The sequence below is a fragment of the Shewanella sp. MF05960 genome, assembly GCF_050849305.1.
In the GTDB taxonomy this organism is placed as follows: Bacteria; Pseudomonadota; Gammaproteobacteria; order Enterobacterales; family Shewanellaceae; genus Shewanella.
The window spans coordinates 101,257-118,801 of record NZ_JBOZPS010000016.1 but is presented as its reverse complement, the minus strand read 5'-3'; the positions used below and the strand labels follow the sequence as shown (position 1 = coordinate 118,801).

Here is a 17,545-nt window from a genome sequence, read left to right as displayed (position 1 = left end):
ACAAGAAGACAATTTCGAATAACTCAATACCTGTGAATGTCCACACAGATTTCTTGTTTAGATTGTTAAAGAGCGTACTAATACCAAAAGAATCAATCTTTCGCTTAGTGGCCGTTGACGCTAGGTCCTTGGCTTGGGCTGCGTATTCTACGCTTTCCCGTCTCGGCGTCAAGTGTTTTTTCAAACTTTCTTTTCGCCTTAAAGGTTTCAATTTGAATCCTTCAAACTGACTCGTCATTGGCGTGAGCCGCTTGCCGTGTCAGTGGTTGCGCATTATAGGGAGCTTAAAATATTGTGCAAGCGTAAAAAGCAGAAATATGGCAAAAACATGACCGAGAGGTGTTTTTTCAATCGAAAAGAACAAAAAAGGGACTATTCGTCCCTTTTTTGGCTATTTTGCTCGGTTCTAGCCACCGAAGAATCGTGTTTCCTGTTTGATTTCTATTGGACTACCGTCTATTTCTGCATTGATCTTAATGTCTATCTTGGTAATGGTTCTTTTTAGCTCAATAGGATCAACTGCAATACTAATCGGTAGGGTTAACACTTCACCCGCTTCAATCGCAACGTGTTGTGGGCCAATCCATTGAGCATTTGCTAGACCTTCTACACTTAACTCATATTCTTGTGGTTGTTCTGTCTTGTTAAGGATTTTAATGGTGAAGGTATTCTCAGTATTCCCTTGGCTGTTTTCACGGAATAATGAATTACGATCACGAATCACATCCATACGTACCGGTGCAATGGTCGCACTAGCATAAATAAAGACGAGAATCATGACGGTGAGTACCACGCCATAACCGACCAGTTTAGGTCTTAATACTTTCTCTTCTATATTGTCGAGTTTGTTTTCGGTGGTATAACTAATTAAGCCTTTGTCGTAGCCCATGCGCTCCATTGTGTTGTCGCACGCATCGATACACGCACCACAGTTAATACATTCGTATTGCAAACCATTACGAATATCAATACCTGTTGGACATACTTGCACACACAAGTCACAGTCGATACAGTCACCTAAGCCCATCTCTTTAGGATCTTGCTTGCGTGTTCTTGGACCTCGAGTTTCACCGCGCTTGGTGTCGTAACCTACTATATAGGTATTTTTATCAAACATTGCGGCTTGGAAGCGAGCATATGGACACATGTGAATACACATGATTTCACGCATCCAACCGGCATTACCATATGTAGCGAAGGTAAAGAAGATTATCCAGAAATAGATGCCGCCACTGGCATTAAGGGTAATAAAGTCGATGTAGAGTTCTCGACTCGGAACAAAGTAGGATACGAATGTGGTGGCGGTGAGTAATGAAATTAATAACCACGATGTGTGCTTAGCGGCTTTGCGCCATAATTTATTAACACTCCATGGCATTTGATCGAGTTTGATGCGCTTATTTCGTGCGCCTTCGAACTTCTCTTCAAACCAGATGAAGATAAATGTCCATACGGTTTGTGGACAGGTATAACCGCACCAGACTCGACCTAGGTAGGTTGTGACAAAAAACAGCCCAAATGCGGCGATAGTAAAGAGTGCTGCGAGCAAGGTAAGATCTTGTGGCCAAATCGTTAAGCCAAACACGTGAAACTTTTGCTCGGCTAGATTAAACCATACCGCTTGGCGATCTCCCCAAGGTAACCAAGGTAGTAATAGAAAGAATAACATTGCTATCCATCCCATCTGACGACGTAATGTCGTCCACATGCCATCAATAGCGCGTACGTAAATACGGTTGCGCGGATTGAAACGGTCTGCTTTACTGGCATCAGGTTGGTGGATTTTAATACGTTGTTGTTTAGAGAAATCCTTGGGGTTAGATTCTTTCGTCATTTTACAGCCTTACTGCTTTAATATTGAACGATAACTAGCTTATTATATAGGTAATAACACATTATTGGATAAAAAGATGAGAGGCTGGATAGGTTTAGCAATAATCGCGGGCGTTATTTATTATTTCGCGACAGAAACAGACAAACTTGATAAGCCAATTAATGACATCAAGAGTATGTTCACTAAGGCTGACAATAAGCTAGATTCGATGACAGGCACAAAAATCATCCGCGTCGACAAGCATATTCCACAAGTTAAAGCAGAAATTTACGAGCGATTATCGACGATAGAAATTCGCGAGCTAGATGGTATATTTGTGAGCAATGAAAGTATTGCTGAGTTTAAAAATCAATACTGCAATAGCAGTGCCCGTCACCCGGTTTTTAGCAAAGAGAATCTACAATTTATTTGCGATAAAATCTGAGTGAGTTAACGCTTTTACGGTAACAAATTGACCTAAGTATCAAATAAGCCTAGCCTTTGTGTAATATTTACAATAGGGGCTAGGTTTTTTATGACACAATCACAACCTGAATCAGTATCAGACATCTTTGACCCAGCCTTATGGGATGTTGTCGAAGGATTCAACTTTGAAGACATCACTTATCATCGAGCAAAATCCCAGGGGACTGTGCGTATCGCAATCGACCGTCCAGATTGCCTTAACTCATTTCGTCCTAAAACCGTAGACGAACTCTTTTTGGCTTTAGACCATGCCAGACAATGGTCTGATGTGGGTTGCGTACTCTTAACCGGTAATGGTCCTTCGGCAAAAGGGCAGTATTCATTTTGTGCGGGCGGAGATCAACGCATACGCGGAAAAGATGGCTATAAATACGAAGGCGCTGAAGAAGGTCAACCAGATGTTGCGCGTATGGGCCGCTTACATATATTAGAAGTGCAACGGATGATCCGCTTTATGCCTAAAGTGGTCATTGCGGTTGTGCCTGGTTGGGCTGTTGGCGGCGGCCACAGTTTGCATGTAGTGTGTGATTTAACGTTAGCGTCTAAAGAACATGCTGTATTTAAGCAAACCGATCCTGATGTAGGCAGTTTTGACTCTGGATACGGCAGTGCTTACTTAGCCAAGATGATTGGTCAAAAACGCGCTCGTGAAATTTTCTTCCTTGGCTTTAATTACACCGCCGAAGAAGCCTTCAATATGGGCATGGTTAACCGAGCGATACCACATGCTGAATTGGAAACAGAAGCATTAGCTTGGGCCAAAGAGATTAACTCAAAATCGCCGACAGCAATGCGCATGCTTAAATATGGCTTTAACATGACGGACGATGGTTTAGTGGGCCAGCAACTGTTTGCAGGTGAGGCAACTCGTTTGGCTTATGCGAGCGAAGAGGCTCAGGAAGGTCGGGATGCATTTTTAGAAAAACGAGATCAGGATTTTTCGCGTTTTCCTTGGCACTACTAAGGCAGAGCTTATCTGCTAAGCGGGAAAATAGAACACTGCAACCTCATCGATAATAAAGGCCCTTTTAAAGGGCTTTTATTTATTTCAGGTTAAAAGGCTTAACCCTAATCGAAACTACCACTTAAAACAATCGAATCAACCCTCTTTACATGATAATGAGAACTGTTATCATTAAATTAAATCAAACGGGGGTCTTCATCATGAAAAAAACAATCAGCTTTGCCATTTTACACTTCAGCGTTGCATTTACGATTACTTACTTATTAACAGGAAGTATTATTATTGGCGGTACGATAGCCCTACTTGAACCAGCGGTAAACACTGTGGTGTTTTATTTCCATGACAAAGTATGGAAGAACATTGAGTCCAAGCAAGCCAATGCGATAGAGATATCTACTGAGCAGGCTCAGCTTGCGAGCTAGTAACACCATGGCAGCTCGAATAACCATGATGTTACCAAAGTAAAACTATACGAGTTTAACGATTGCGACGTCATAAGCCGCAAGGTTTGCACTGCCTAGCACATATTGACCTTGTAACTCACTCGGTACGGTTTGTGAGTAGCCTGCATAGTTAAATAAATAAGCATAATTACCACGTTGCACAAGACGCATGTCTTTTGGTAGTGCAATGGTTACTAGCCCTAATTCAGCCGCCAACACAGTAAAATACTCGAGTAAAAACGCATCACATGTCAGTGTTGCCACATAACTGGTATTTTGATGACGCGCGACCGCTGGGTTACCGTCATGATAAGTCGCGACAACACTAACACCCTCAGCAAGCTCTAGCTCTTCACGCCAACACTGACTTTCAAATTTAGCCCCGTTAAAATGCAATACTTCACTGCAATCTGGACGAATGGTTTCGGTTGATAGCACTTTTACAGGCACTAATGCTTGCAACACGCCAGGCGCTAGCGTCGGTACTAATGACAACTCATCGGTTTTACTGCCTGAGCGCGGACCTATCACCAGGTGTACGTTAGCTTGCTGACATTTATCAACAAATGCTTGTGGCACGATGGGTAAACATGGTGCAACGACGAGAGCATACTGAGTTAAGTCGTGGTCTACAGATACAAAATCAACGGCTAACCCTAATTGGCGTAACGCTGAGTAATAAGCGAATTCAACCCGTTGATGATTATAACTGTCACCCTGGCGTTCAATTTCGGTCACCCACTGACTATTTGCGCCCGTTACTATCGCTACTTTAGCTTGTACAGGATCGCTAATGGTAAATTCAACTTTGGCCAATTCATCACGCATTTGTTCCACTTCTGACCAGGCTGCAGCTTTTGAATTGTCGTTACGCTTAATACCTGCATGCATCTGCTCTTGAGCAAAAGGCACTTGGCGCCAGCGGAAATAACATACGCAGTCTGCGCCATGAGCAAAGGCTTGCCACGACCATAGCCTGACCATGCCTTTTTCAGGGCGCGGATTATGGTGCGCCCAGTTTACTGGACCAGGTTGCTGCTCCATCACCCAAAAGTTTTTATTGCTGACGCCACGGCTTTGGTCAAACGAATAGCTTGAAAAGTCAGGGTGACCGGTACGCATATAAGGTTTAAATTGTTCCGCTGGCATATGCTTAAAGAACATGTCGGAACGGCCTAGCGGATAATTATCATAACTCACAAAATCAAGATTTTTGGCTAACGCAAAGTTATCTGCCTGCGTGTCTACCAGCGGAATAAAGTTGTGGGTGACAAAACGGTTAGGGGCATGGGCACGAATGATTTCAATCATCGCATCATGAAACTTAACCACTTGGTCAGAACTAAAACGACGATACGCCAATTGATGTGCAGGGTTGGTTTCGGTCACGGCTAAGATAGGTAATTCGATTTGCTCAAAGTCTTGGTATTCCATCGACCAAAACACATTACCCCATGCCGTGTTGAGCTTTTCAACATCATGCTGGTAATAGTCTTTACACCACTGTTGAAACGCTAACTTAGCGACTAACGAACCGCTATGTGTTGTGTCATGACACGCTATTTCATTGTCGGTTTGCCAACCACATACGCTTGGGTGCTTACCGTAACGCTCAGCAATCACCGTTGAAATACGCATGGCTTCACGGAAATAATTTTGGCTAGAAAAATCATAATGACGACGCGAACCAAAACCACGAGTGGTGCCGGTATTAATGTCGACAGGTAAAATATCTGGGTATTTATCGATTAACCATTTAGGAGGCGTTGCCGTTGGGGTGCACATGATCACCTGTAGCCCTTCATTGGCAAGCGTTTCAATCGCCCGGTCTAACCACTCAAACGAATATTCTCCGTCGCGTGCTTCAATTCTAGACCATGCAAACTCGCCAATTCGCACATACTGCAATCCGAGCTGACGCATTTCTTTCGCGTCTTGTTGCCACATAGATTCAGGCCAATGCTCTGGGTAATAGCAAACTCCTAACATGTTAATCTCCAATAAATTGTGCGTAAACCTCAGGTGAACACTAGGGCCTGCTGATCTTTGCTGGTTGAATGTTGTTCGAGTTAAAAACGTTTTAATCGAGACGAATGGATTGATGCCTAGTCATCTAAGCAAAATTCATTCAACAAAGAGTAAAACGTTTTTAGCCGAACCCTTCGGGCAGCGTTTGTTGGCCATTTTTACTGCGTTATCGACTTTTTATGTAGAATAACTACACATCGAAGTCTCTGCCGCGCAGTTGTAAATGTGAGTAATGGCCAACAATTCGCTGCAAAAACAACCTTGAAAGATCAACAGGCCCTAAAATCACAGTTATTTTGTTCTAATGTCATAGCCCGAACAATGGTTATTTGACGAAATTTTAATGACAGATAATATACTAACTTAGTATTTATATGATATATAGTATTTTAAATAACGGGTTCTTTGTTGCCGCGAATATCAGTGGCTCAATCCATGATTACGCTTTAATTATGTAGCACAGAACCGTTAAACGAGACTCTCAATCAAGGAATGTTTACTCATGTCGGATCACCCACAATTCGTTTTGCTAAATGGCCAGCACACCAGCTTGGTTGTTGATTGCAGCAATAAAACCCCAGCAATCTTATATTTTGGCAAAAAGCTATCGTCAAAAACCACCTACGACATGATGAAACAACTTAGCACAAGGCAAGAAGCTAAGTGTTCTGTTGTGGTTGAGGCACCGATTTCGTTGTCGCCTTTAATGGGTGAAGGCTTTACTGGCGCACCAGGCATTGAAGTGTTTGATAATAATATTGCTTGGTCTATTGGCGGCACACTAACCTCAGTTACTCAACCCTCTGCCAACGAAGCGATTTTTGAGTGTATCGACAGTTTGCGTAATCTCAGCGTAAAGCATCATTTAACTCTAGACCCCCACTCTGACGTACTCAGTGCCACCACCCAACTAACCAACTTAGGCAATGACTCTGTTAACGTGAACTGGTGTGCAGCGCCAACTATTCCGATGCCATTGCACATTGATCAAATTATGTCTTTTGAAGGCCGTTGGTCAAATGAGTTTCAACGGAAATCGTTCGACATGTTCTTAGGCAGCTTTGTGCGTGAAAACCGTAAAGGTAAAACATCGCACGACAACTTCCCTGGCATGGTAATGCACAACAAACTGACCCACGAACAAGGTGGTGAGTGTTATGGCTTCCACTTAGGTTGGAGCGGTAACCACAAAATGCGCGCAGAACTACTGGCTGAAGGTCGCAGTTATGCGCAATTAGGCGAGTTATTAATGCCAGGAGAACTCGCCCTAGCACCCAATGAGTCTTACACCAGCCCGACACTGTATACCGCCTACTCAAACCAGGGTTTTAGTGGGTTGTCGCATCATTTTCACCAGTTTGTACGACAATCATTAATCACCAACAAAGTGCGCCAAAAACCACGCCCAGTGCATTACAACACCTGGGAAGGGATTTATTTTGACCATGATGTCGCGGTTTTACAGTCACTCGCCACTCAAGCGGCAGACATTGGTGCAGAGCGCTTTGTACTTGATGACGGTTGGTTTAAAGGGCGTCGTGGTGACTTTGCAGGTTTAGGTGATTGGACTGTTGACCGTGAAATCTACCCAGACGGTTTGCAGCCATTAATTGATCATGTCAATAACGTCGGCATGGAGTTTGGTTTATGGTTTGAACCAGAAATGGTTAACCCAGACAGTGACTTGTATCGTAACCATCCAGAATGGGCACTGCAAACTGCAGGTAACGAGCAACTTAAATTTAGAAAACAGTTGGTGCTAGACATGACCAACCCAGCGGTAACAGATTATTTATTTAATGCGATTAACGACATTTTGGTTGAGTACCCGCAAATCGTCTACATAAAATGGGACATGAACCGCGACTTAAACCACGCGGGTAACCTAGCTGGCAAGCCTGCAGTACACCAACAAACACTGGCGGCTTATGCGTTAATAGAACGCTTGAAGCAAGCACATACTCATGTTGAAATTGAAAGCTGTTCGTCTGGTGGTGCGCGTGTTGATTACGGTGTTTTACGTTATACCGACCGTGTTTGGACGTCAGACTCAAACGACGCATTAGACCGACTTACCATTCAACGTGGTTGCTCATTCTTTTTCCCAGCAGAAGTGATGGGCGCTCACGTAGGTCCACGCGATTGTCATATTACAGGCCGCAATATTAGTATTGCCATGCGCGCCGCGGTGGCGTTCTTTGGTCACATGGGGATAGAAATGGACCCACGTGAATTAACCGATGACGAACGCCAGCAGTTACAACAGATTATTCAACTACACAAACAGCATCGTCAGTTGATCCACAGCGGCAAGCTAGTACGCTTAAATTCCGATGGCGACTCAATTAATTTTGGTATTGTTAACGATAACCAGTCACAAGGCTTATTTGCTTATAACAGCGTAAAAGAAACCCAACGTACGAATCCGCCTAAGTATCACTTTGCCGGATTAGATGCAGACAAAGATTACACTTTGTCATTAGTGTGGCCGGCTGGGTTCTCGTTCTATTCGCAATCAATATTAAGCGTAATAGAAAACCAAACCTTTAGCGGTGAAGCATTGATGACCTTTGGTATGCAATTGCCTATCACCTTCCCGCAGACTTCATTGATTTTTGAGTTAAACCAAGTCAAATAAAAGGTTTTACCCATTCAACTTATCCCCATAAGCAAAAGAGCATCTAGATTAGATGCTCTTTTTATTATAGACAGATGCTCTTTTTATTATCGGCTTATCAACTTACGATTATAACTTCGACTCAATCAACTCAAGCGCTTCTTCTAAAATCATCGACACCGCTGCACGTGTTTGTTGTGGATTGCGTGCTTTTATCGCTTCAAAAATCTCAGCGTGTTTTTGTACATCTGCGCCCGGTACACCTTTAATTTTATTGGTGTAGCGAATACTGACTCTAAGCGCAGTGCTGATAAACTCAGTCAACTGCACAAAAAACCGATTCCCACTGGCAATCAAAATACTGGTATGAAAAGCAATGTCGGCTTCTAACGGATCATCTAATCCTTGCTCTGCTTCTACCATGCGCTCTAGGGCTTTTTCGATTGAGGCTATTTGCTCGTCAGACGCATTCATGGCGGCAAGTGCCGCAGCTTGAGGCTCTAACGCAACACGTACTTGGGTAAATTCTTTTAATAACGCTAATGACGGCTTGCTGCTCAAAATCCACTTTAATACGTCGGTATCAAACATGTTCCAATGACTTTCTGGCAGCACTCGAATACCTTGCTTAGGCCGCGATGATATCAACCCTTTAGCAGACAACATCTTAACCGCTTCACGAGTAGAACTGCGGCTTACATTATATTCAATACATAAATCAGCTTCTGACGGCAAACCTTCACCAACAGGGTAAACCCCTTTAACAATGGCGATACCTAAATCATGGGTGAGTTGGTGGGTTAAATTTTGACGCGGTGAAGTGCTCATGCCTTTTACTGTCCAATACTTAGTACATAAATCTGTTATATCATATTTAAATGCAATAACGATATAACTTTGTTTTACTCGTTGTTAATGTTAAAAATAACTAAAAATAAATAGTATTTATCGGATTAAGTTGTTAATCCAAAGTACCGCTAGTTAACCATAATCAAAAATAATAGGTTTGGAGCGTTATCTGTGAGTCAGTCCACTCAGTACCAAGACTTAACAAACAAAGTCATCTTTATTACCGGCGGAGCCAGTGGTATTGGTGCGGCAATGGTTGAAGCCTTTGCCCGCCAACATGCCAAAGTCGCCTTTATCGATATAGACCAGCAAGCGGCTGATACCCTCAAGCAAAAACTGGCACAATATGACCTCACCTCTATTTGGTTTCGAGCCGTCGATGCCACCGATTCAGAGTCACTTCAATTAGCCATTAGGGACGTTGCTAAACACTTTGGTCGCTTTGATGTGTTAATTAATAATGTTGCCAATGACGCACGCCAAGATGTTGAAACGATTTCGGCACACGACTGGCACAAATGCATGCAAATCAACCTAGACCCAGCCTTTTTTGCCTCCCAAGCAGCGTACACCCAAATGAAACTCCAGCATTCGGGCAGCATTATTAACTTCAGCTCAATTACGGCATTATTAGGTTCACAACAAATGACCGGCTATGTGACGGCAAAAGCGGGCTTAATTGGGATGACACGCTCATTGTCTCGTGAATTTGGTGAGGCTGGGATCCGCGTCAATGCCATTTTACCGGGATGGGTGGCCACAGAAAAACAACTCGCGAGTTGGCTTACTGAGCAAGAAGAACAAAAATGGACCGATGCTATGGCATTAAAACGTCGTATCACCCCAGAGGACGTCGCTAAGTTAGCACTATTTTTAGCATCCGATAACAGTGAACTCATCACCGGACAGTGTATTAATATTGACGGTGGGAGAGCCTAGTTTGTTTACTGAACATCAACACTTTATTGCCGTGGATTGGGGAACAAGCCATTTACGCGCTTACCTGTGTTTGGCCGAAGCCAATAAACCGCTTACCGTACTTGAGCAAGGCAACAATGTCGGCGTAAAGAAAATCATTACCGATTTTCAAACAACGTTAATGGACAGTATCGCGCCTTGGGCAGCACACTTTGGTAAATTACCCATCTTGATGATAGGTCAAATAGGTTCCAGTATCGGCTGGAAAGAAACCCAATACCTAGCCTGTCCGATTTCGCCGACAGAAGTCATTAGCGCAGGCACCCGCTTTAATTGCCAGGGCCACCAAGTGACTATTTATCCAGGTTTGCGCTGTCAATTACACAACCATTTACATGATTCTATGCGCGGCGAAGAGTTCCATTTGCTTGGTTGGTTAGCCATGGCACCACAGCACTTACAAGGTCGACATTTAGTGTGCTTACCGGGTACTCATACTAAATGGGTATTAATTGAAGATGGTAAAGTGGTGTTATTTAAAACGGCACTAACGGGTGAGTTATATGACTTATTGTCTTCTAATAGTGTCCTTATTCAAGAAAGAGTCTCTGATTTAGAGTTTGATTTTGACGCCTTTATTCAAGGGGCAGACTTTAGCTTATCTTCTGCGACCGACAATTTTGCTCATGGATTATTCAGTGTCCGCAGCAAACAATTGTTTGAGGGATACACCACCAAACAAGCCCACGCGTATTTGTCTGGTTTGCTTATTGGTGGTGATGTGCGCGCCGCAAAATATGCCACCGAGTGGCAATTAACCCAATTAAGCTCGGTGGCCATTATTGGCCCAGCCCATCTTAACCAATGCTTTGCTAAGACACTTAATTTTTGCAATATCAACACTACATTATGGGATGTCACCGAAGCCACACTCGCGGGCTTCAATGTGGTGTACCAGCAAGCGATAAAAGCCAGTAATGATTAGTATTTCATCTTGTATTGGCGAGCTTATTCAGGTTATTCCCTCACAAAATCAATTGGGGGAAAATGCCTTATGGCACCCGCAGCATCGGGCAATTTATTGGATAGATATTATGGCGGGCGACATCCATAAATACACTATCGATGACCAAACTCACCAACAATATCATTTACCTTACCGTATCGGCAGTTTTGCATTTTTAGCAGACCAGGATGCACATCAAGTGATTGTGGCATTTGAGCAAGGTTTCGCGCTGTATCATCTTGAAACACACGCAATGACCTGGCTTAGCCAACCCGAAGTCACGCTGCTTGGTAATCGTTTTAATGATGGTCGCACCGATCGTTGCGGCCATTTTTGGGCTGGTACCATGGTTGAAACACGCCACACGCAAGAGCAGCAAGGTAGCCTTTATCGAGTTGATAGCCAAGGGCAACACCATAAAACCTTTAGCGATATAATGATATCGAACGGCTTATGTTGGAGCCCTGATGGCAGTATCATGTATCACGCTGACTCTGAGCGCCATTGTATTTATCAGTACAATTATTGCCAGCAAAGCCATGCATTAAGCCAAAAGCAACTCTTTGCCACAACAAAAAATCATGTATTCCCTGATGGTTCTACCGTGGATACCGACGGTTTTATGTGGAATGCGCAATGGGGCGATCACAGCGTAGTGCGCTATAACCCTGATGGTGAAATAGTTGAAAAACTGGTTGTTCCTGCGGTGCAGCCATCAAGTGTGGCAATAGGTGGGCCTAACTTAGATTGGCTGATTGTCACCACATCTCGTATCGAATTATCACCACAACAATTATTAGACTACCCGTTGTCTGGCAATGTGTTTATTTACCAATTAAATAATATCACAGGTATTGTCGACACCCCTTATGGCCTGCTAAAAGCCTAAACTAAAACGCCAATATCAACAGAGATATTGGCGCTTAATATGATTTAACTTAACCTTAGTTCAGGCTAATACGGCTTACCTAGCCCGCCTGTTGCGAAGTCTCAACCACGTTAGCCTGAGCTGCCTGCATATAGTTGCTCAGTTGCTGTTGTTGCTCTGCAGAAAAATGTAATCCGAGTTTCGTTCGACGCCACAGCACATCATGGCTAGTGCAAGCCCATTCGTTTGCCATCACATAATCAACTTCAGCTTGATAAAGCCCATAGCCAAAATCGATGCCTAATACTTCAGCCGAACTTGCATCGTTTAGAATATATTGGGTTCTCGAGCCGTATGTCCGTAATAAACGACCGAGGCTCTTAGGTGTTAGCCACTGATATTGCTGCTGATAAATACGGGTTAACTCGGCTAAATGACTAAAATCACCGCCGGGTAATACTTGCTGCGCAGTCCAAGCCTTGCCCATGTTAGGGTGAAACGGCTTAAGTCGATTCACTGCCGCTTCGGCTAGTTTACGATATGTGGTAATTTTACCGCCAAATACCGACAACAATGCCGCTTTGCCTTTAGGGGCATCAACAATAAAGGTGTAATCACGCGTAACAGATTGAGCCGATTCTGACTCATCATCCATCAAGGGCCTCACCCCAGAAAAGGTATGCACAATGTCTTGTTCACTGATCGTAGTTTTAAAATAATGATTAGTAATATTAACCAGATAATCAATTTCTTGCTGATCAATCTTCACATCTTTGGGATCACCAACAAAATCAACATCCGTGGTGCCAATCAATGAAAAATCATCTTCAAATGGGATCACAAACACAATTCGCTGATCTTCATTTTGTAAAATATAAGCGTGTGGTTGCTGGTGGATTTTAGGCACCACAATATGGCTACCTTTTACTAAACGAATTTTTTGCGGTGAAGGTTGCTTGATGACATGACTAAATAAGCTCGACACCCAAGGGCCTGAAGCATTAACCACGGTTTTAGCCAGTACGTCTCGTACCGATTGATCCGCTTGGTTTTGTAAGGTTAAACGCCATAGCTCATCTTGGCGCTCTGCATTAATACATCGCGTTTGGGTACAAATTTGCGCACCTAACTCTTTAGCCGCTAGCGCATTTAACACCACTAAACGAGAGTCATCTACCCAGGCATCTGAATATTCAAAACCTTGAACAAAGCTTGGTTTTAAAGGACTGTTAGCACTAAACGCAATTTTTCTTGAACCGCTTAACGTAGCGCGCGAGGCCAAATTATCATATAAAAATAATCCAAGGCGGATCATCCATGCTGGGCGTAAATGCGCTTGATGCGGGAGTCTGAACGTTAATGGGGTAATTAAATGCGGCGCTTTTTTCAATAGCACTTCTCGCTCAGCCAAGGCTTCTTTAACTAAGCGAAACTCATAATGTTCTAAATAACGTAATCCGCCATGAATTAACTTACTGCTATTAGACGAAGTCGCCGAGGCTAAATCGTTTTGTTCACAGAGCAATACACTCAGTCCACGCCCTACCGCATCGGCCGCTATTCCAACACCGTTAATGCCGCCGCCAATCACGACAACATCGACTATTTCTATATCGGCTTCCATTTACTTACCCATCCGCTAAAATAAATATGATAAATAATATATATTAGCCACATCATAGAGTGACTCAAGGCTCATTGACAAGCAGAATTAGAAAGATCTTGTCGAAATTGATTACATCTTGTTAAATAAAATACTTAATAGTAGTATTTATCATATAAATTGAATTTGTATAATTTATCGTCGCATGAATGTTGCCCGACAAAACGGTAAAGCAACAGCATCAACATAGATAAAAGGATTGCCATGAGCCAGTTTGAATTTACCCACAGACGAAAAAACCCGTTAACGGGTAATTGGGTGCTAGTGTCGCCGCACAGAAATAACCGCCCATGGTTAGGTGCGACTGAGAAAAATGCCCCTTCAAACCTACCTGAACACGATGAGACATGCCCATTGTGCCCAGGTAATCAACGCGCTAATGATGTCCATAATCCTCAATATGACAAAACATTTGTGTTCACCAATGACTTTGGTGCACTCACTCCACAGGTCGCGGAGCAAGCAGCACAACTTGAAACAAACACATTATTTGAAATAGAAGCTGCCACGGGCGAATGTCGGGTGATTTGTTTTTCACCTAAACACAATAAAACCCTACCCGAGCTGCCTGTTAATGAGATTAAAGACGTTGTCGACACCTGGAAGCAGCACTATATAGAATTGTCTGCTCAGTATGCTTGTGTGCATATTTTTGAAAATAAAGGCGCTGTAATGGGCTGCTCACAACCGCACCCACATGGACAGGTTTGGGCGCACAACCATTTATCGACAGAAATCCAATTAGAACAAGCCAGCCAACATCAATATCAACAAACACACGGCAGCAATTTACTCGCCGATTATGTTAAGCGTGAAATTGCCGATGGTGAACGCGTGGTATACCAAAATGACCACTGGCTAGTTGTTGTACCATTTTGGGCGGCATGGCCATTTGAAACCTTATTAGTGAGTAAAGATGACGTACGTCATTTTGGCCAATTAACTGAAGCGCAATCAACCGCTCTCGCTGACGCCATAAAAGTGCTCACTACTCGTTATGACAACGTGTTTAATTGTAGTTTCCCATACTCAATGGGTTGGCACTGTGCCCCAAGTGACTTAGACGATGATAGCCACTGGCGCATGCATGCACACTTTTATCCACCGTTATTGCGCTCTGCTACGGTAAAAAAACACATGGTCGGCTATGAGATGCTAGCCGAAAGCCAACGCGACTTAAGCCCTGAAACCGCTGCGAAAATATTAAAAAATGCCAGCGACGTACACTACACCGAAGGAAATCAACATGACTAACAACGCGCTGCAGGCATTGTTTACCCAGCAATATGGATCAGATGCGCAAGGTGTGGTCAGCGCACCGGGTCGTGTTAATTTGATTGGTGAATTTACCGATTACAACCAGGGGTATGTTTTACCTTGCGCCTTAACATTTCGCACTCAAGTGCTTTTTCGTTTACGCGACGACAATAACGTTAATGTTATCTCGACCATGTATCCTAATGAGCAAGAAGGCTTTGAGGTTAATCAAACGATTACTCAAGGTAGCTCGCAATGGGGTAACTACATTCGTGCAGTCGCTTTTGTGCTAAACCGGGCGGGCTACCAGCTCAAAGGGGTTGATTTACTGATTGAAAGCAACGTCCCTCAAGGCAGTGGTTTATCATCGTCTGCAGCCCTTGAAGTGGCGATTGCAGGTATGTTCAATCACGTCTGTGGTTTGAATCTTAGCGAAGAGCAAATTGCGTTATTTGGCCAAGAAGCCGAAAACGACTTTATGGATTGCCAATGCGGCATTATGGATCAGCTTATTTCAGCAAAAGGTCAACAAGACCAAGCCTTATTGATTGACTGCCAAAACCTACACACTCAAGCGGTAACCATTCCTACCGACTTATCGATTGTAATTGTTAATTCAAACTATCCACGTAAATTAGTCGACAGTGAATACAACCAACGCCGCATAGACTGTGAACAAGCCGCAAGCAAAATGGGCTTAACCACATTACGCGACGCTAATTTAACATTACTAGCACAAACAAAACCACAAATGAGCGCAGACGAATTTGCCCGCGCCCATCATGTTATTACTGAAAACGACCGCGTGATAGCTGCCACCAAAGCACTAGCCAACAACGACATTGAACAGCTGCGAATATTGATGACCGCATCGCACCAGTCACTCAAGCATGACTTTGAAGTGACCGTGCCAGCAACCGACGGTCTAGTGCAAATTTGCCAACAAGCTCTGGGCGATCGTGGTGCAGTTCGCATGACAGGAGGTGGTTTTGGCGGTGCGATTGTTTGTTTATGTCGTCATGAAGATGTGGCGGTCATTCAGCAAGCGGTTGAACAGCATTACTTTGCCCAGTTTAACCTGCAAGCCGACATCTATGTGTGTACCGCAGGCAACGGACTGACAGTACAGCCATTCTAAATCGACCATCATTAATCAAACAGTCATCTATGCGGGCATGAACTAGCGCCCGCTATGCATCAGCCTAATGATGCTTATGGACATGAATAACAGAAAAGGACAGCATTGATATGTTCAAAAAAACACTCATTTGTGCAGCACTTATATGCCTAGGTACGACCTCAGTAGTGACCGCAAAAACACTTAGCACTGACGTAAAACCTGCACCGCAACCAGAACAGCTTTACCCAACACTGTTGCCCAAAGAAGCTTTACCAGAATTAGCTCAAGTTGGCCAATATCCAGTTGGCGTAAAAACCGTTCAGCTGGTGAATAAACAGCAATATAACCCACGCAGCCAAACCCTTGAAGACCGTAAGCTAACCGTAGAAGTTTGGTACCCAACCAATAAAACTCCTACAACCACACCCAAAGCAGTTTACCGTGACGAAACGCGCTTAGGCTTACCCTTTGCATTACAAGGCAATGCCACTCGCGAAGCCGAAGTGGTTAACTTAACAGGCCAGCCATTCCCATTAGTGGTGTTATCGCACGGCTATACCGGTTATCGCACCATTATGTTTTATTTGGCAGAGCATTTAGCCTCACACGGTTATGTGGTGGCAGCACTTGATCATACCGACTCGACCAATGCCGACGTCGACATGGTTAATGCACCGTTTAGCGGTTTTTTTAGTACGCTACTGAATCGCTCTCGCGATCAGCAATTTACTCTTGATTATTTTACTAGCACAGACAATTTTGTTAGCAGCATAATCGACACTCAACGTGCTGGATTAATTGGTTATTCAATGGGCGGCTATGGTGCGGTAAATACCGTTGGCGGCTGTTACCAATTTAATCAACAAACCGCGGCCACGTTTACCGGCAGTAAAGATGTGAATGTGATTAATGGTGCGATTGCATTGCTCAATACCTGTGCTGGTGGTCAATCTGCACCAGCAAAAGTCGACCCTAAATGGAAAGCCATGATAGCCATGGCACCTTGGGGCGGTAACTATCAACTGTTTAATCCTGAGTCACTTGCCAAAATCACTACACCAACGTTATATGTTTCTGGCGATCTTGATGATATTTCAGGATACAAAGGCATCCAATCGCTATACCAACAAACTGGTGGCGACAGCACTTATATGCTTACCTATCACAACGCACGCCACAACATAGCACCTCATCCTGCACCACAAGTTGCTTACCAAAATGAAATAGACCTTGGCCATTACTTTGAGCCAGCATGGAGCAACACTCAACTCAACACCATCAATAAACACTTCGCATTAGCCATGATGGATTGTCATGTTAAAAATCAACAAGATAAATGTGCATTCTTACAACTCAATGGCCAATCAAACGAACAAGATGCCCAAGGCAACCCAACACCCGCATGGAAAGGATTTGCCCATCGCTACGCGACAGGCATGTCATGGGATATGAAAACGCCTAAGTCTTAGTCATTTTACGATTACCATTCTGAAAATAAACTGTCGATATTTGA

At 43.6% G+C, this 17,545-nt stretch carries 15 protein-coding genes; 10 read left to right on the top strand and 5 right to left on the bottom strand.

Annotation, left to right across the window (positions count from 1 at the left end):
• Together ACROAE_RS15780 and ccoG are read right to left on the bottom strand one after the other, a co-directional pair.
• Positions 1-211 (bottom strand): hypothetical protein (locus ACROAE_RS15780; protein WP_432403444.1); only part of this gene is annotated, 211 nt, incomplete at its 3' end.
• Positions 212-406: 195 nt separating this feature from the next.
• Positions 407-1,834 (bottom strand): cytochrome c oxidase accessory protein CcoG, encoded by a 1,428-nt coding sequence (ccoG, locus tag ACROAE_RS15775; RefSeq protein WP_432403442.1) that lies wholly within the window; start codon positions 1,832-1,834, stop codon positions 407-409.
• 76 nt (positions 1,835-1,910) lie between these two features.
• On the opposite strand from ccoG, the gene ACROAE_RS15770 reads away from it, so the two are divergent.
• From ACROAE_RS15770 to ACROAE_RS15760, 3 genes are all read left to right on the top strand, one after another.
• Positions 1,911-2,258 carry a hypothetical protein gene (locus tag ACROAE_RS15770; protein WP_432403440.1) on the top strand — a complete coding sequence of 116 codons (348 nt, stop codon included), beginning with the start codon at positions 1,911-1,913 and terminating at the stop codon, positions 2,256-2,258.
• A gap of 90 nt (positions 2,259-2,348) precedes the next feature.
• Complete coding sequence (locus ACROAE_RS15765; protein ID WP_432403438.1) at positions 2,349-3,263, top strand: 1,4-dihydroxy-2-naphthoyl-CoA synthase; 915 nt, start codon at positions 2,349-2,351, stop codon at positions 3,261-3,263.
• Between the two features lie 200 nt (positions 3,264-3,463).
• On the top strand, positions 3,464-3,685 hold the full coding sequence (locus ACROAE_RS15760) for a DUF2061 domain-containing protein (protein WP_432403436.1): 222 nt from the start codon (positions 3,464-3,466) through the stop codon (positions 3,683-3,685).
• Positions 3,686-3,730: 45 nt separating this feature from the next.
• On the opposite strand, the gene ACROAE_RS15755 is transcribed toward ACROAE_RS15760, so the two are convergent.
• Positions 3,731-5,695 (bottom strand): beta-galactosidase, encoded by a 1,965-nt coding sequence (locus ACROAE_RS15755; RefSeq protein ID WP_432403434.1) that lies wholly within the window; start codon positions 5,693-5,695, stop codon positions 3,731-3,733.
• A 541-nt stretch (positions 5,696-6,236) separates the two neighbouring features.
• Here ACROAE_RS15755 and ACROAE_RS15750 point away from each other — a divergent pair.
• A complete protein-coding gene (locus tag ACROAE_RS15750; RefSeq protein WP_432403431.1) occupies positions 6,237-8,372 on the top strand; it encodes an alpha-galactosidase in 2,136 nt (711 codons plus the stop codon).
• Positions 8,373-8,480: 108 nt separating this feature from the next.
• Here ACROAE_RS15750 and ACROAE_RS15745 read toward each other — a convergent pair whose 3' ends face one another.
• Positions 8,481-9,179 carry a FadR/GntR family transcriptional regulator gene (locus tag ACROAE_RS15745; RefSeq protein WP_432403429.1) on the bottom strand — a complete coding sequence of 233 codons (699 nt, stop codon included), beginning with the start codon at positions 9,177-9,179 and terminating at the stop codon, positions 8,481-8,483.
• Positions 9,180-9,371: 192 nt separating this feature from the next.
• Between ACROAE_RS15745 and ACROAE_RS15740 the strand changes: the two genes are divergently transcribed.
• The 3 genes from ACROAE_RS15740 to ACROAE_RS15730 are packed head-to-tail and all read left to right on the top strand — an operon-like array spanning position 9,372 to position 12,013.
• Complete coding sequence (locus ACROAE_RS15740; protein WP_432403427.1) at positions 9,372-10,139, top strand: SDR family NAD(P)-dependent oxidoreductase; 768 nt, start codon at positions 9,372-9,374, stop codon at positions 10,137-10,139.
• A 1-nt stretch (position 10,140) separates the two neighbouring features.
• On the top strand, positions 10,141-11,103 hold the full coding sequence (locus ACROAE_RS15735; RefSeq protein ID WP_432403425.1) for a 2-dehydro-3-deoxygalactonokinase: 963 nt from the start codon (positions 10,141-10,143) through the stop codon (positions 11,101-11,103).
• Entirely contained in the window at positions 11,096-12,013 is a 918-nt protein-coding gene (locus tag ACROAE_RS15730; RefSeq protein ID WP_432403423.1) for an SMP-30/gluconolactonase/LRE family protein, read from the top strand. Before ACROAE_RS15735 ends, ACROAE_RS15730 begins: the two co-directional genes overlap by 8 nt.
• A 79-nt stretch (positions 12,014-12,092) precedes the next feature.
• On the opposite strand, the gene glpD is transcribed toward ACROAE_RS15730, so the two are convergent.
• The gene (glpD, locus tag ACROAE_RS15725) at positions 12,093-13,616 is read right to left on the bottom strand and encodes a glycerol-3-phosphate dehydrogenase (protein ID WP_432403421.1); all 1,524 of its coding nucleotides are present in this window, start codon (positions 13,614-13,616) and stop codon (positions 12,093-12,095) included.
• 243 nt (positions 13,617-13,859) lie between these two features.
• Here glpD and ACROAE_RS15720 point away from each other — a divergent pair, with 243 nt between their 5' ends.
• The 3 genes from ACROAE_RS15720 to ACROAE_RS15710 all read left to right on the top strand — a co-directional run bounded on the left by ACROAE_RS15720 (position 13,860) and on the right by ACROAE_RS15710 (position 17,501).
• On the top strand, positions 13,860-14,909 hold the full coding sequence (locus ACROAE_RS15720) for a UDP-glucose--hexose-1-phosphate uridylyltransferase (RefSeq protein WP_432403419.1): 1,050 nt from the start codon (positions 13,860-13,862) through the stop codon (positions 14,907-14,909).
• Entirely contained in the window at positions 14,902-16,050 is a 1,149-nt protein-coding gene (gene galK / locus ACROAE_RS15715; RefSeq protein WP_432403417.1) for a galactokinase, read from the top strand. Before ACROAE_RS15720 ends, galK begins: the two co-directional genes overlap by 8 nt.
• 110 nt (positions 16,051-16,160) lie before the next feature.
• Complete coding sequence (locus tag ACROAE_RS15710; RefSeq protein ID WP_432403415.1) at positions 16,161-17,501, top strand: alpha/beta hydrolase family protein; 1,341 nt, start codon at positions 16,161-16,163, stop codon at positions 17,499-17,501.
• Positions 17,502-17,545 lie beyond the last annotated feature (44 nt).